We start from the raw sequence: 14,952 nt of genomic DNA on the forward strand, positions 1-14,952 counted from the left end.
GCATCGGATACTCGATTCCGTCCATGATCGGCAATGCGCCTGGCGATTGCCGTACCGTTCCAGCCCCGGAAGGCAGTCCCCAGCGTGTTCCAGGAGACCCCGATCTTCAACCGCCTCGTCGCAGAGCGCGGTGACATCCCCGCCCAGGTCCGCGGAGAAGCCGACCGCGTCCGCCATGACCTGGCCCGCGTCCTGCCCTCCGCGCCCTGGCCCGTCGCCCATGTGCCCCGGCAGCAGGCTCACGCGCCCGGCGGGAGCCTCCCGCCCGGCGCCTTGTGAGGGACGGGCCGGTGCCCGGGGCCACCGAGAGCCAGGGGAGGCCGGTGCCGCACGTTCGGCTTCCGGCCTCCCGACCGGCACCCCGACCGGCACCCCGACCGGCACCCCGACCGGCACCCCGAGTGGACCGCGCGATGAGCCGCCGCCGCCCGCATGATGCTCCAGCCGTCTCGCCGTACGAGCAGGTAACCGCTGTTGAGTCGTGTAATCAGTAACGATCTTGGCGCGAACCTTGTGTGATTCCCGGTCCCCTCTAGCCTCCCGCCATGGGATTTATTTCGAGTCGCCGCAAGCGGTCACGCCTTGCCCCGGAGCTGGACGACCAGGACCTGGGCAGGCTTCTGAAGTCGCTGATGGCGACCACGAAGACCGGGATGATCGCGACGACGGACCTGTGCGTGGCGCAGATCTCCCGTCTCCTGGACCAGGACCGGGCGGACGCGGACCGCCGGACGCACCGGTTGGGCGTGCTGGCGGACTTCCTGGCCGAAACACATCTGTCGCGGTCCTGGGCCGCCCGCGAGCCGCGCAACGCCGACGCACTCGGACTCCATGCCTGGACCCAGGTCGCGCGCGCCCGCCGCCAGGGATCCCTCGAAGATGCGGCCGGCGTGGTCGACACGTGCCTCAGGGCAGCCGAGATCGCCCCGGACGACCCCACACCCTGGGTGGTCCTCCTGGAGGTGGCCCGCCTGGAAGGCTGGGAGCGGTCGCAGGTGTTCGGAGTGTGGAACGAGGTGCTCGCACGCGACCGTTGGAACCGTGAGGCCTATCTGAGCATGCTGGCCTATCTCAGCCCGGAGGAAGCCGGATCGCGCGTCCAGGTGCTCGAGTTCGTGGACTCCCTGGGGTTGCGCATGCCCGCGAACTCACCTTGCGTGGCGACGGAACTCACCGCTCAGGTCCTGCAGTACCACGCTCTCATCGGGCGGGGCGGTCTCGAAGCACTGATGGCGCGGAACCACTGGTCACAGGTGATGGCCACGCAGGCTCTCGACCGCGCGGCCCACACCTGGGTCCAGCCCGGGTTCCTCCGCCATGCCAAGGCCCTCGCCGACCTCAACGTCCTCGCCTACGCGCTGGTGGCCGCCGAGCGCCGCCGGGAAGCCTCCGCGGTCTTCGAGGCGCTGGGTGGCGTGGTCACCCCGTGGCCCTGGCAGGCCGACGGCGACCCTCTGGGCGAGTTCGACCAAGCGCAACGGAGGGCCACGGCCGGCCTGTGACGCGCTCGCCGCCGCAGGGTCCTCGGGCCTCGGCCGAAGGCGGCGCACGGCATGGACGTGCGTGTCGATGGAGTCCGGCCCGCCACGGGGACGTGCGTCTCGCCGTCGAGGGGGACAGGGGAGCCGACGCGAGCCGGCCGGACCGTCCGGCGGCGATCCGCCGAGCGGCCTGAGCGGGCTGATGCCTGAGCGGCCTGATGCCTGAGCGGCAGGAGGGCCCGCGTGGCCGGGTCCGACGAGTACGGCATCACGCGGAACCGGGGCGCGACGCCTCGGTCCGCGCGCGGTTTCGCCCGAGCGCCGGGCACGTGCGATCGTGGCGGTCATGGCGATCGGAGTGGATGTGGCCGTGCTGGTCGGGCTGCAGGCGTCCGGGAAGTCCACCTTCTACGCGCGGTGCCTGTCCGGCCGGTACGCGCTGGTCAGCAAGGACCTCTTTCCGCGGGGATCCAGGAACAAGCAGCGGCGGCAGATGCGACTGGTGGAGGAGCACCTGGCGGCGCGGCGGCCGGTGGCGGTGGACAACACCAATCCGTCGCCGCAGGAGTGGGCACCGCTGGTGGAGCTGGCCCACCGTCGCGGGGCGACCGTGACGGCCTACTGGTTCCCGCCGGACGTGGGCGGCTCGCTGCGACGCAACGCCACCCGGGAGGGCCGGGAGCGCGTCCCGGACGTCGGCGTCCTGGCCACGCTGAAGCGGCTGCGCAGGCCGTCGCCGGCGGATGGGTTCGACGAGGTGCGGGTGGTGCGGTTCGACGGCCGGGGCGGCTTCGAGGTGCGGGGGTGAGGGGAGCGGAGGGGGCGTCCGGGCCGGAAATCTCCTGCAGCGTGAGCAAGCGCTTAGTAAGGTGGAGGAAGGGACGGTACGTACGACAGGAGGGGCAGCCATGCGGGTGTCGGAAACCGAGGCCTTCTACGAGCGGGAGGGAGACGACCGCTTCCTGCCCACCGCCTACACGCGAGGGCCGTGGGACGCCGACTCCCAGCACGCCGGACCGCCGGCCGCGCTCCTCGGACGGGCCGTCGAGCAGCGGCCGGGCGGACGGCCGGACATGCGGGTCGCCCGGCTCACGTACGAGATCGTGCGCCCCGTGCCCCTACAGCCGCTGACCGTGGCCACGCGCGTGCTCCGCGCCGGACGCAGCGTCGAACTCGTGGAGGTGAGCCTGACACCCGACGGCGCCGAGGAGGTGATGCGCGCGACGGCTCTGCTGATGCGGACGGCGCCGGATTCGGTACCGGAGGTGTCGCCTGCCCGGCAGGTGCCCGGGCCCGAGGCCGTGCCCGCCAAGGCGTTCTTTCCCGTCCCGTGGGACCAGGGCTACCACACCGCCATGGAAGTGCGCTTCGCCGCGGGCTCGTTCCTCGAGTCCGGCCCGGCCACGGCGTGGATGCGGATGCGGATCCCCCTGGTCGAGGGCGAGGAGATCACGCCGCTCAGCCGGGTGCTGACGGCCGCCGACTCGGGCAACGGCGTCAGCGCCGCACTGGACTTCCACCGTTACGTCTTCATCAACGCCGACCTCACCGTCAGCCTGCACCGCCACCCCGAGGGCGAGTGGGTCTGCCTTGACGCCCGGACGATGGTGGACGGGGCGGGCGTGGGCCTCGCCGAGTCCGCCCTGTACGACGAGAAGGGCCCGCTCGGCCGCGGTACCCAGACCCTGTACGTCGCCGCGCGCGGCTGACACACCCCGGCCGGGACGAGATCCCGCGGGGCGCTGATGTCACACTCGCGGCCCCGGCGGTGTCTTCATGTCGAACAGGCCGACAGGCCAGCTGACAAGGAGAACACCATGACCCCGCGCATTCCCAAGGCAGAACTTCCCGACGAGCTGAAGGAGAACCTCGTCAGGCAACTCGGCGCCGTGCCGGAGCCCGTCGAGGTGTCCTTCAACCAGCCCGACGTCGCCCTCTCCAGCCTGGAGTTCTCCGGCAAGCTGGCCCAGTGGAACGCGTGCGACGAAGCTCTCAAGACATTCGCGCACATGGCCGTCGCGGCACAGGTCGGCTGCAGTTGGTGCCTGGACATCAACTACTTCGCCGCGCTGAACCAGAACCTGGACCTGAACAAGGCCAGCCAGGTGCCGAACTGGCGGCACTCGGACGTGTTCACACCGCTGGAGCGGGAGGTGATGGAGTACGCCGAGGCCATGACGACCACCCCGACGACCGTCACCGACGAGCAGTCGGCGAGCCTGCTGGCCCGGCTCGGCCCGGCGGCACTGGTCGAACTCACCGTGTTCATCGGCTTCGCCAACCTCTCCACCAGGATCAACACGGCCCACGGCATCACGTCGCAGGGCTACTCCGATGCCTGCGAGATCCCGCTGGCCAAGCGTCCCGACGCGTCCGTCGTGGCATGACGCCATGACCGGTGATCCGTTCAGCGTCCATCGCAGCCTGCTGTTCACCGTCGCCTACGAGATGCTCGGATCGGCGGCCGACGCGGAGGACGTGCTTCAGGAGTCCTGGCTGCGGTGGGCCGATGTCGACCACGCGCAGGTACGTGACCCACGGGGGTATCTCGTCCGGATCGTCACCCGGCAGTCACTCAACCGCCTGCGGACCCTGTCCCGCAGCCGCGAGGACTACGTGGGCGAGTGGCTGCCGGAACCGCTGCTGACGAGTCCCGACGTCGCCGAGGACGTCGAACTCGCCGAGAGCGTCTCCATCGCCATGCTCACCGTCCTCGAAACGCTCGGGCCCGCCGAGCGGGCGGTGTTCGTGCTCCGCGAGGTCTTCGACCTGCCCTACGGCGAGATCGCCGAGGTCGTCGGGAAGTCCGCGGCCACCGTGCGGCAGATCGCGCGGCGGGCCCGCGAGCACGTGGCGGCCCGCCGGCCGCGCGTCCAGGTGAGCCGCTCCGAGCAGCAGGCCGTGGTCGAGCGGTTCCTCCTCGCCCTGCGCACCGGCCACCTGCAGGCGCTGCTGGAGATCATGGCGCCCGACGTGGTCATGGTCGCCGACGGCGGCGGGCTCGTGGCGGCCGCTCTGGAACCGGTCCGCGGCGCCCGGACCGTCGCGGAGATCCTCGCACGCGCCCATCGCGTGGTGACCGCGTTGCGGACCACGACCGTGTGGCTCAACGGCGCGCCCGCCGGCCGCATCGAGTTCGACGGCGAACCGTCCGCGGTGAGCCTCGAAGTGGAGAACGGGCGGGTCACCCGGATCTACGTGGTCCGCAACCCGCACAAGCTGACCCGCCTCGACGCACTGGCCGAACTCGCCAGGTGACCCCACCCGCCGCCGGCGGCGAGACACCGTCGGGGGTTTTCCGGGCGATCGAGCCGCCCTGAAAACCCCCGACGTCGACTTCACCCTGCACCCAACTCGTCCGGCACCCGCGCGCAGTTCACCGAAACACTGGCCCCGCCCCCGCCGGAGTTTCTGCTTCGAATTCCGCCTCCCGGCGTCGAATTCGGCTATCCGAAAGGCAATATCTGCGCCATCGTGGCCTAACTGGCCTTCCATTCAGACCCGAGTGGGCGTCGACCACCCGAGCGCAGACTGTGCGGCATCGAATTCCGCTTCCGGAGCGCTGTCAGGAGGTGCGGGTTGTCTCTGGCCGAGCAGTTGACGTACCCGGCCGTCGATCTCGATGAGATCGACTTGTCGTCCATCTGGATCGAGTCGCATCCGGTCACCCGCGTACCGATCGACTCGCTCGTCTTCGACGACTCCCCCCGGCTGGACGGGGAGGACGACGACCACGTACGGCTGCTCGCCGAGGCCGGGGACTCCCTGCCGCCCATCACCGTGCATCACCCCACACGGCGCGTCATCGACGGCGCCCACCGGATCCGGGCGGCCCTGTTCAACGGCCGTACCGAGATCGCCGCACGGCTGCTGGACTGCGACGAAGCCGCCGCCTTCGTCCTTTCCGTGAGGGCCAACGTCACCCACGGTCTGCCGCTGTCCCGAGCCGACCGGGCAGCCGCTGCCGCACGCATCATCCTGACCCACCCGCAGTGGTCGGACCGCGCGATCGCCACCGCCAGCGGAATCTCCGACAAGACCGTCTCCCGCATCCGCGCGCAGTCCTCGGAGGCGGGCACCGCGCAGTCCGGCTCCAGACTCGGCCGCGACGGCCGGTCGCGCCCCCTGGACACCTGCCAGCGCCGCCGCCGCGCCGCCGCGATCTTCCTCGACCGGCCCGACGCCGGTCTGCGCGAGGTCGCCCGCGCCACCGGGCTCTCCCCGGCCACGGTGCGGGACGTGCGCCGACGCATCGACCGCGGCGAGGACCCCGTCCCGGGCCGCTACCGCACGTCGCCCGGCACCGAGCGCACGTCCGCGGCCGCGAACCGCCGGCGCACCCCCGCCGTCGCCGTCCGCATCGACCGCGAGGCCGTCCTGGTGGACCGGCAGAAGCTGCTCGCCAAGCTCAGCGAGGACCCCTCGCTGCGGCTCAACGAGGCCGGCCGGCGCGCCCTGCGCTGGCTGCACCAGTACTCCGTCGACCCTGACGGCATCGAGACCCTCCAGCGCGGACTGCCCGGCCACTGGGCCGCCGAGGTCGCCGACCTGGCCCGCAGTTGCGCGGCCGCCTGGAGCGAGCTGGCCGAGCAGCTCCAGCAGTGCCCCGAGTAGCGCCCCCTCGTCCCGACGTACGAGCACCTCGCACGCGCCCACGGGGCACCGCGGACGCCGCCGGCGCTTGCGCCACGCGGAGGACGAGGACCGGCCGGCGTCAGCCGCAGGAACTGCCCGTTCCCCTTCCCGCCGCCCCGCCTTCGGCACCCACGCCCGTCAGAACCGACACACTTCAGGAGGACTTCCGTGTCCGAGCTCGCCGAGACCCCCGGTACCCCGACCAGACGTGGGAGCGGGCCCGGCACGGGCGTGTGGTTCATCGGGGCCCGCGGCTCCGTCGCCACCACCGCGATCGCCGGCTGCGCCGCGCTCGCGGCGGGGCTGCGTCCGGCGACGGGCATGGTCACCGAGACCGAGCCCTTCGCCGACGCCGGGCTGCCCGCCCTGTCCTCCCTCGTCTTCGGCGGCCACGACACCGTCGACTGGCCGCTGCCCAAACGCGCTGAGGCACTCGCCGAACAGGGCGTGCTGCCGCACGGGCTCCCCGAGGCGGTGCTCGCCGAACTCGCCGCCGCCGACCGGGAGATCCGCCCCGGCGGACCGGTGCCCGGCGACACCCGCACCGACGAGCAGCTGATCGCGGCCTTCACCGCCGACATCGAGGACTTCACCCGCCGCACCGGGGTGGCCCGGACCGTCGTGGTGAACGTCGCCTCCACCGAGCCCGCCCCGGCCGCGGGCGACGCCCGGCTGCCCGCCAGCTCGCTGTACGCGGCGGCTGCCCTGCGCGCGGGCTGCTCGTACGTGAACTTCACCCCGTCGACCGGCGTACGGCACCCGGCCCTCGAGGAACTCGCCCGGTCGGCCGGGGTGCCCTACGCGGGCCGGGACGGAAAGACCGGGCAGACCCTGCTGCGGGCGGTGCTCGCCCCCATGTTCCGGCAGCGGGCCCTGGAGGTACGGGCCTGGTCCGGCACCAACCTGCTCGGGGGCGGCGACGGGGCGGCGCTCGCCGACTCCGCGGCCGCCGCCGCGAAGAACGCGGGCAAGAACCGGGTCCTGGAGGACAGCCTCGGCGTGCTGCCCGAGGGCGAGGTGCACATCGACGACGTGCCCGCGCTCGGCGAGTGGAAGACCGCCTGGGACCACGTGGCGTTCGAGGGCTTCCTCGGCACGCGGATGATCCTGCAGACCATCTGGCAGGGCTGCGACTCGACGCTGGCGGCACCGCTCGTGCTCGACCTGGCCCGGCTCGCCGCCCGCGCCCATGCGGCGGGGATCGCCGGGAGCCTGCCGGAGCTGGGCTTCTACTTCAAGGACCCGGACGGCGCGTCCTCGGCGCTGGCCGAGCAGTACGACGCCCTCCTCGGCTTCGCCGCGCGACTGGGGGAGTCCCGGTGAGCACTGCCCGTGACTGGGCCGAACTCCTGCGTGTCTCGGCCCTGTTCACCGTCCCCGGCGACGCACTCGCCGGGGCCGCGGTGACCGGACTGCGCCCCGGCGCCCGCACCGCCCTCGCGGCCGGTGCCTCCCTGTGCCTGTACGAGGCGGGCATGGCACTCAACGACTGGGCGGACCGCGAGGAGGACGCCGCGGAGCGGCCGCACCGCCCCATCCCCTCGGGCCGTGTCGCCCCCGCACAGGCACTGACGGCCGCGGCCGCTCTGACCGCCGCCGGGGTCGGCCTCGCCCTCGCCGCAGGCCGCCCGGCCGCGCTGTGCGCCACCGCCCTCGCCGGTACCGTCTGGGCCTACGACCTGCGGCTGAAGCACACCCCGGCGGGCCCGGCGGCCATGGCCGCGGCCCGCGGCCTCGACCTGCTGCTCGGTGCCGTGGCCACCGCCGGCTCCCGTGCGGCCGAACCCGGTGCGGCGACCGCGGTCGGCACCGGCGGCGCGGTGCGCCGCGCTCTGCTGCCCGCCGCCGCGCTCGGCGCCCACACCTACGCGGTCACCACCGTCTCCCGCTCCGAGACCCAGGGCGGCTCGCCGGGCCGGCCGCTCGCCGCACTCGGCACGACGGTCGCCCTCGGCGCGCTGACCGCTCTCCGGCAGGGCGGCGGTCCGCTCCGTGCGCAGCGCTGGACAACCCCCCGGTCACCGCGCGAGTTCGCCCGGACCGCGCTCGCCGGCGCCTATGTCGCCACCGCCGCCAAGCCGTTCTGGCACGCCACGCTCAACCCGTCACCGCCGCTGACCCAGCGGGCCGTCGGCGGCGGCATCCGCGCGCTGATCCCTCTCCAGGCGGCCCTCGCGGCGCGCTCCGGCGCCCTCGCCTCCGCCGGGCTGCTCATCGGACTCGTCCCCGCGGCCCGCCGACTGGCCCGGAAGGTGAGCCCCACATGAGCATCCGCCTCGGCTACGGCACGAACGGCCTGACCGACCTGCGGCTCGACGACGCCCTCGGCGTCCTGGCCGACCTCGGTTACGAAGGCGTCGGCCTGACCCTCGACCACATGCACCTCGACCCGCTCGGCCCCGGTCTCGCCGACCGCGTCGCCCGCGCCGCCGACCGGCTCCGCACGCTCGGCCTGGGCGTCACCGTCGAGACCGGCGCCCGCTACGTGCTCGACCCCCGCCGCAAACACGGACCGAGCCTGCTCGACCCCGACCCCGACGGACGGGCGGCCCGGACCGCACTGCTGGTCACCGCGGTGAAGGTGGCCGCGGACCTGGGCGCCCACGCGGTGCACTGCTTCAGCGGCATCCGGCCCGCGAGCGTCGGCGAGGACACCGCCTGGGACCTGCTGGACGCCTCGCTGAGCCCGGTCCTCGACGCCGCGGCGGACGCCGGGGTACCGCTCGCCATCGAGCCGGAACCCGGGCACCTGCTGGAGTCGCTCGCCGACTTCCACCGGCTGCGCGGCCGGCTCGGCGACCACCCGATGCTCGGCCTCACCCTCGACATCGGCCACTGCCAGTGCCTGGAGCCGCTGCCCCCGGCCGACTGCGTGCGGGCAGCCGCGCCCTGGCTGCGGCACGTACAGATCGAGGACATGCGGCGCGGCGTGCACGAACACCTGCCCTTCGGCGACGGCGAGATCGACTTCCCGCCCGTGCTCGCCGCGCTCGACGCCACCGGGTACCAGGGGCTGACCGTGGTCGAACTGCCCCGCCACTCCCACGCCGGCCCCGAACTCGCCCGGTCCTCCATGGAGTTCCTGCGCACCCAGCTCACCGCGGCCGAACGGTCGGGACCCGGCGGGCACGGCCGGACCACCGCCGAGCGCACTCCGCCGCACCCGGCCCGCCCCGGCGCCGCCGGCTCCGCGCCCACCCCCGTCTCCCCGGCACCGTCCGCGTAAGGAAGTCCGCATGCTGATCACCCGAGAGGAACTGCTGGCCCGCCTCGGTCCCGAGGGCGCCCCCTGGCTCGAGGCCGCCTTCGCCGCCGCCCGCGACGCCGCCCAGCACGACCCGGACGCTCCGCCGCGCCGAGGAGTACCGGCCTGGGAGCTGCGGTTCGCGTCGGCCGGCCGGGCGTGCGGATTCCCCGAGGCGGCGGAGGCGGCCCGGGTGCTGCTGCTGCACACGGCCCGCCCCGACGCGGCCGCCGTGACCCGGCTCTACCAGCGCGGCACCGGCGCCGAACGCCGTGCCGTGCTGCTGGCCCTGCCCCACCTCCCGCTCACCCCGGAGGCGGGCGTACCGCTGATCGAGGACGCGCTGCGCACCAACGACACCCGGCTCGTCGCCGCCGCCGTCGGCCCCTACGCCGCCGCACACCTGGACGCCCACGCCTGGCGCCACGCCGTCCTCAAGTGCCTGTTCACCGAGGTACCCGTGGCCGCCGTGGCCGACCTCGCTGACCGGGCCCGCGGCGACGCCGAACTCGCCCGCATGCTCACGGACTTCGCCGCGGAACGGACCGCCGCGGGGCGGCCCGTCCCCGACGACCTGCACCACGTACTCGCCCTGACCGCCAAGGAAGCCTGATGCGCATCTTCGACCCCCACATCCACATGACCTCGCGCACCACCGACGACTACCAGGCGATGTACGCGGCCGGGGTGCGCGCCCTGGTCGAACCCTCCTTCTGGCTCGGCCAGCCGCGCACCTCGCCGGAGAGCTTCTACGACTACTTCGACGCCCTGCTGGGCTGGGAGCCGTTCCGTGCCGCCCAGTACGGGATCGCGCACCACAGCACGATCGCCCTCAATCCCAAGGAGGCCAACGACCCGCGCTGTGCGCCCGTCCTCGACGAGCTGCCGCGCTACCTGGTCAAGGACGGCGTGGTCGCGGTCGGTGAGATCGGCTACGACTCGATGACCCCGGCCGAGGACACCGCGCTGGCCGCGCAGCTGGAACTCGCCGCCGAGCACGGGCTGCCCGCCCTGGTGCACACCCCGCACCGCGACAAGCTCGTGGGCCTGCGCCGCACCCTCGACGTCGTGGCCGAGTCGAAGCTGCCCGCCGACCGGGTCCTGGTCGATCACCTCAACGAGACCACGGTCAAGGAGGCCAGGGACTCCGGTGCCTGGCTCGGCTTCTCCGTCTACCCGGACACCAAGATGGACGAGCACCGCATGGTCGCCGTCCTGAAGGAGTACGGGCCCGAGCGGGTACTGGTCAACTCCGCGGCCGACTGGGGCAAGAGCGACCCGCTGAAGACCCGCAAGGTCGGGGACGCGATGCTCGCCGCCGGCTTCGACGAGGACGACGTGGACCGGGTGCTGTGGCGCAATCCCGTCGCGTTCTACGGGCTGAGCGGCCGGCTCGTCCTGGACGTCGCGAGTCCCGAGACCCTGCACGAGGGCAACTCCATTCTGCGCGGGGGCGAATGAGCCGTGCGCTTCCGGCACCCCGACGGCTCGACCGTTCACCTCGCGTACTGCACCAACGTCCACCCGGCCGAGACCCTCGACGGTGTCATCGCCCAGCTCACCGCCCACTGCGAACCGGTCCGCCGCCGCCTGGACACCGAACGCCTGGGCATAGGACTGTGGCTGGCCCGCGACGCCGTCCGCGCCCTGACCGCCGACCCCGCCGCACCGCGGCGGCTCCGCGCCGAGCTGGACCGGCGCGGCCTCGAGGTGGTCACCCTCAACGGCTTCCCCTACGAGGGCTTCGGCGCCGAGGAGGTCAAGTACCGGGTCTACAAGCCCGACTGGACCGATCCGGAACGCCTGGAGTACACCGCCGACCTGGCCCGGCTGCTCGCCCGGCTGCTTCCCGACGACGTCCTCGAGGGCACCGTCTCCACCCTGCCGCTGGCCTGGCGCACCGGCTTCGACGAGGCCGCGGCGGAGTCGGCGCACACGGCGCTGACCGAGCTGGCGAGGCGGCTGGACGAGCTGGAGGAGACCTCCGGCCGCTCGATCCGCCTCGCCCTGGAGCCGGAGCCCGGCTGCGCCGTCGAGACCACCGCCGACGCGCTCGCCCCGCTCGCCGCCCTGCCCGGCCACCGCATCGGCCTGTGCCTGGACACCTGCCACCTCGCGACCAGCTTCGAGGAGCCCGCGGCGGCGCTCGCCGGCCTGGACCGGGCGGGCATCACCGTGCCCAAGGTGCAGCTCTCCGCCGCCCTGCACGCCGAGAACCCCCAGGACCCCGCGGTCCGTGCGGCGCTCGCCGCCTTCGACGAACCGCGGTTCCTGCACCAGACCCGGGCCAGGGCGGACGGGATCCTGCACGGCACCGACGACCTCGGCCCGGCGCTGTCCGGGAGCGCGCTGCCGGACACGGTGCCCTGGCGCGCCCACTTCCACGTACCGCTGCACGCCCCGCCCGCACCACCGCTGACCTCCACCCTCGACGTGCTCCGGGAGACGCTCGCGGCGCTGGTCGGCGGGCCCGTGCCGCGCAGCCGTCACTTCGAGGTCGAGACCTACACCTGGCAGGCCCTGCCGGCCGAGGCGCGTCCGTCCGGCGATGCCCAGCTCGCCGACGGCATCGCCACCGAACTCCGCCTCGCCCGCGACCTGTTGACCGGCCTGGGACTCAAGGAGCTGCAGTGACGAAGACCCCGACGCCCCTGCTCGTCCTGAACGTGGTGGGCCTGACCCCCACGCTGCTGGACCACATGCCCCGTCTGAAGGCGCTCGGCAGCCGCGGCTCGTCCGCCGGTCTCGGCACCGTGCTGCCCGCCGTCACCTGCGCCGCCCAGTCCACGTTCCTGACCGGCACGATGCCCGCCGAGCACGGCATCGTCGGCAACGGCTGGTACTTCCGCGAGCTGGGTGAGGTCCTGCTGTGGCGCCAGCACAACGGACTCGTGGAGGGCGACAAGCTCTGGGACGCCGCCCGCCGCCTGCACCCCGGCTACACGGTCGCCAACGTCTGCTGGTGGTACGCGATGGGCGCCGACACCGACTGGACGGTCACCCCACGCCCCGTCTACTACGCCGACGGCCGCAAGGAGCCCGACTTCTACGCCCGGCCCGTCGCCCTGCACGACGAACTCCAGGCCGAACTGGGCACGTTCCCCCTGTTCAACTTCTGGGGCCCCACCGCCGACCTGGTGTCCAGCAAGTGGATCATCGACGCCACCCGGTACCTCAACCGCACCCGGCACCCCGACCTGACGCTGTGCTATGTGCCACACCTCGACTACGACCTCCAGCGCTTCGGCCCCGAGGACCCGCGCTCGCTGCGGGCCGCCGCCGAGCTGGACGCGGCACTCGCCCCGCTGCTGGACGAGGCGGCCGCCGAGGGCCGCACGGTGGTCGTCCTCTCCGAGTACGGCATCACCCGCGTCAGCAGGCCCGTCGACATCAACCGGGCCCTGCGCCGCGCCGGTTACCTGGAGGTGCACACCCAGGACGGCATGGAGTACCTGGACACCATGGCCTCGCGCGCCTTCGCGGTCGCCGACCACCAGCTGGCGCACGTGTACGTGCGGCGGCCCGAGGACCTGGCCGGCGTGCGGGAGGCACTCGAAGGTGTGGACGGCGTCGGTGAACTCCTCGACGACGAGGGCAAGAAGGAGTACGGCCTGGACCACCCGCGCTCCGGCGAGCTGGTGGCGGTCGCGGAGCCGGACGCCTGGTTCACCTACTACTACTGGCTCGACGACGCCCGCGCCCCCGACTTCGCGCAGCTCGTCGAGATCCACCGCAAGCCCGGCTACGACCCCGCCGAGCTGTTCATGGACCCGCTCGACCCGTACGTGAAGGTCAAGGCGGCCAAGGCGCTGGCCCGCAAGAAGCTGGGCATGCGCTACCGGCTGGCCGTCGTGCCGCTGGACCCCTCCCCGGTGCGCGGCAGCCACGGCCGGCTTCCCGACCGTCCCGAGGACGGACCGGTCCTGCTCTGCTCCCGCCCCGGCGAGGTGTCCGGTCGACTCCCTGCCACGGGGGTGAAGTCGCTGCTGCTGCGACTGGCCGGAATCGGCTGACAGAGCCGACTGCACGACCCTCTACGACAAAGTCCTTAAGAATTCATCGACTTGTGCGGCCGCCGTCCCGGTGTGCAATTGCGGAATTCCGAAGTCGCACACGAAGTCGCGGCCGGCTCCGTTCAAGTTGGAGGGCTTTTCCGTGGAGGACGAATGAGGCGTCCGGCGTCTATGGTGACGCCGGTTGGATTCGCCCCCGACTGCGGGGGCGCGCCAAGTTGAGGAGAGACATGTTAAGGACAAGCAAGTCTTGGGCGGGGGCCTTCCTGGCAGCGGCGGTCGTGGGCAGCCTCACGGCCACCGTGATCCCGAGCCAGGCCGCGCCCCAGGCGGCGTCCGGCACCCACAGACTCTCGATCGCGTCGACCCCTGAGGTCCTGGCGACCGGGCTGCACAACCCGCGCGCCGTTCGGATCCAGTCCGACGGCTCGCTCCTGGTGGCGGAGGCGGGCACCGGCTCGGAGACGCCCTGCACGGTGCCGAACACCCAGTGCCTCGGCTTCACCGGCTCCATCTACCGGGTGAAGGGCTCCAAGCAGGGCCGCGTCGTCACGGGTCTGCCCTCCGAGACGGAGGTCCGGGCCGACGGCGAGGCAGCGATCATGGGTGCCACCCAGGCCCAGCTCGCCGCGGACGGCACCTACCGTGTGGTCAGCGGATTGAGCGGCAACCTCGACACCCGCAAGACGCTCGGCCCGGGCAGCGACCCGCTCGGCTCGCTGACCGTCGCGGGCGGCCGGATCCTGGGTGACCTCGCCAAGCACGAGGTCGCGAACGACCCGGACTCCGTGACCGGCAACGGCCAGGTCTATTCCAACCCGTGGTACTTCGCCCGGGACGGCAGGGACTACCTGGTCGTCGACGCCGGCGCGAACGACCTGATCCGGGTCCACCCCGACGGCACCACCGAGACCGAGGCCGTCTTCCCGAACAACACCCTGCCGACCCCGGGGACCGCCAAGTCCTCGGCCGGCAAGTCCGCGCCCGTGCAGGCGCTGACGCCGCCCGGACAGGCCCAGTCGGTGCCGACCGGCATCGTGCGCGGCTACGACGGAGCGTTCTACATCTCCGACCTGAGCAGCATGCAGCCGGGCATCAGCCGTATCTGGCGCTACGTGCCCGGTGGCGAGCCGACCGTCTTCGCCACCGGCCTGACGAACACCATCGACCTTCGGGTGGCCCCCAACGGCGACCTGATCGCGCTGTCGTACGCCACCGGCTACTCGTCGACCGGCCTGCTGCCCGGTGGTCTGACCCGCATCGACCGGCGCACGGGTGCCCTCACGCCGATCGACACCGGCAACCGTCTGGCCCAGCCCACGGGCCTGGACGTCTCCTGGAACGGTGACGTCTACGTCTCCAACAACTCCTCGGGCACCAACGGCGAGCTGCTGAAGTTCCCGGCCTCCTGACCGGTTCACCAGCCTCACCTGCACCTCGGCGGGGGGGGGGGGGGGGGGGGGGGGGGAGAGGAGAGGGGGGGGGGGGGGGGGGGGGGGGGAGCGGGGGGGGGGGGGGGGGGGGGGGGGGGGGGGGGGGGGGCTCTTTGGCGCAACCGGGGGGGAACGTCCCACACCAC

General features: G+C 73.0%; 15 protein-coding genes. All 15 read left to right on the top strand.

What is annotated here, in order from left to right; all coding sequences use genetic code 11:
* Positions 1-84: 84 nt before the first annotated feature.
* Positions 85-279 (top strand): hypothetical protein, encoded by a 195-nt coding sequence (locus ACZ5CW_RS38380; protein ID WP_468609946.1) that lies wholly within the window; start codon positions 85-87, stop codon positions 277-279.
* 266 nt (positions 280-545) lie between these two features.
* Positions 546-1,502, top strand: a complete 957-nt coding sequence (locus ACZ5CW_RS38385; RefSeq protein WP_468609948.1) for a hypothetical protein — start codon at positions 546-548, stop codon at positions 1,500-1,502.
* A 325-nt stretch (positions 1,503-1,827) separates the two neighbouring features.
* A complete protein-coding gene (locus ACZ5CW_RS38390; RefSeq protein ID WP_468609950.1) occupies positions 1,828-2,289 on the top strand; it encodes an AAA family ATPase in 462 nt (153 codons plus the stop codon).
* A 106-nt stretch (positions 2,290-2,395) separates the two neighbouring features.
* Positions 2,396-3,190, top strand: a complete 795-nt coding sequence (locus tag ACZ5CW_RS38395; RefSeq protein ID WP_468609990.1) for a thioesterase family protein — start codon at positions 2,396-2,398, stop codon at positions 3,188-3,190.
* A 108-nt stretch (positions 3,191-3,298) separates the two neighbouring features.
* Positions 3,299-3,868: a carboxymuconolactone decarboxylase family protein gene (locus ACZ5CW_RS38400; RefSeq protein WP_468609952.1), complete on the top strand. Its 570-nt coding sequence runs from the start codon at positions 3,299-3,301 to the stop codon at positions 3,866-3,868.
* 4 nt (positions 3,869-3,872) lie between these two features.
* Complete coding sequence (locus ACZ5CW_RS38405; protein ID WP_468609954.1) at positions 3,873-4,739, top strand: RNA polymerase sigma-70 factor; 867 nt, start codon at positions 3,873-3,875, stop codon at positions 4,737-4,739.
* Positions 4,740-5,060: 321 nt separating this feature from the next.
* Positions 5,061-6,095, top strand: a complete 1,035-nt coding sequence (locus ACZ5CW_RS38410; RefSeq protein WP_468609956.1) for a ParB/RepB/Spo0J family partition protein — start codon at positions 5,061-5,063, stop codon at positions 6,093-6,095.
* Positions 6,096-6,284: 189 nt separating this feature from the next.
* A complete protein-coding gene (locus ACZ5CW_RS38415; protein WP_468609958.1) occupies positions 6,285-7,439 on the top strand; it encodes an inositol-3-phosphate synthase in 1,155 nt (384 codons plus the stop codon).
* Complete coding sequence (locus ACZ5CW_RS38420) at positions 7,436-8,383, top strand: SCO3242 family prenyltransferase (RefSeq protein WP_468609960.1); 948 nt, start codon at positions 7,436-7,438, stop codon at positions 8,381-8,383. The genes ACZ5CW_RS38415 and ACZ5CW_RS38420 overlap by 4 nt, the downstream gene beginning before the upstream one ends.
* Positions 8,380-9,342 (top strand): sugar phosphate isomerase/epimerase family protein, encoded by a 963-nt coding sequence (locus ACZ5CW_RS38425; RefSeq protein WP_468609962.1) that lies wholly within the window; start codon positions 8,380-8,382, stop codon positions 9,340-9,342. Before ACZ5CW_RS38420 ends, ACZ5CW_RS38425 begins: the two co-directional genes overlap by 4 nt.
* A 10-nt stretch (positions 9,343-9,352) precedes the next feature.
* A complete protein-coding gene (locus ACZ5CW_RS38430; RefSeq protein ID WP_468609964.1) occupies positions 9,353-9,973 on the top strand; it encodes an EboA domain-containing protein in 621 nt (206 codons plus the stop codon).
* Positions 9,973-10,821 (top strand): TatD family hydrolase, encoded by an 849-nt coding sequence (locus ACZ5CW_RS38435; RefSeq protein ID WP_468609966.1) that lies wholly within the window; start codon positions 9,973-9,975, stop codon positions 10,819-10,821. The genes ACZ5CW_RS38430 and ACZ5CW_RS38435 overlap by 1 nt, the downstream gene beginning before the upstream one ends.
* Positions 10,822-10,824: 3 nt before the next feature.
* A complete protein-coding gene (eboE, locus tag ACZ5CW_RS38440; RefSeq protein WP_468609968.1) occupies positions 10,825-11,994 on the top strand; it encodes a metabolite traffic protein EboE in 1,170 nt (389 codons plus the stop codon).
* A complete protein-coding gene (locus ACZ5CW_RS38445; protein ID WP_468609970.1) occupies positions 11,991-13,373 on the top strand; it encodes a nucleotide pyrophosphatase/phosphodiesterase family protein in 1,383 nt (460 codons plus the stop codon). Before eboE ends, ACZ5CW_RS38445 begins: the two co-directional genes overlap by 4 nt.
* Positions 13,374-13,603: 230 nt before the next feature.
* Positions 13,604-14,785, top strand: coding sequence for a ScyD/ScyE family protein (locus ACZ5CW_RS38450; RefSeq protein WP_468609972.1), 1,182 nt, complete (start codon positions 13,604-13,606; stop codon positions 14,783-14,785).
* Positions 14,786-14,952: the final 167 nt, after the last annotated feature.

This window comes from Streptomyces sp. NPDC031379 (assembly GCF_055569615.1).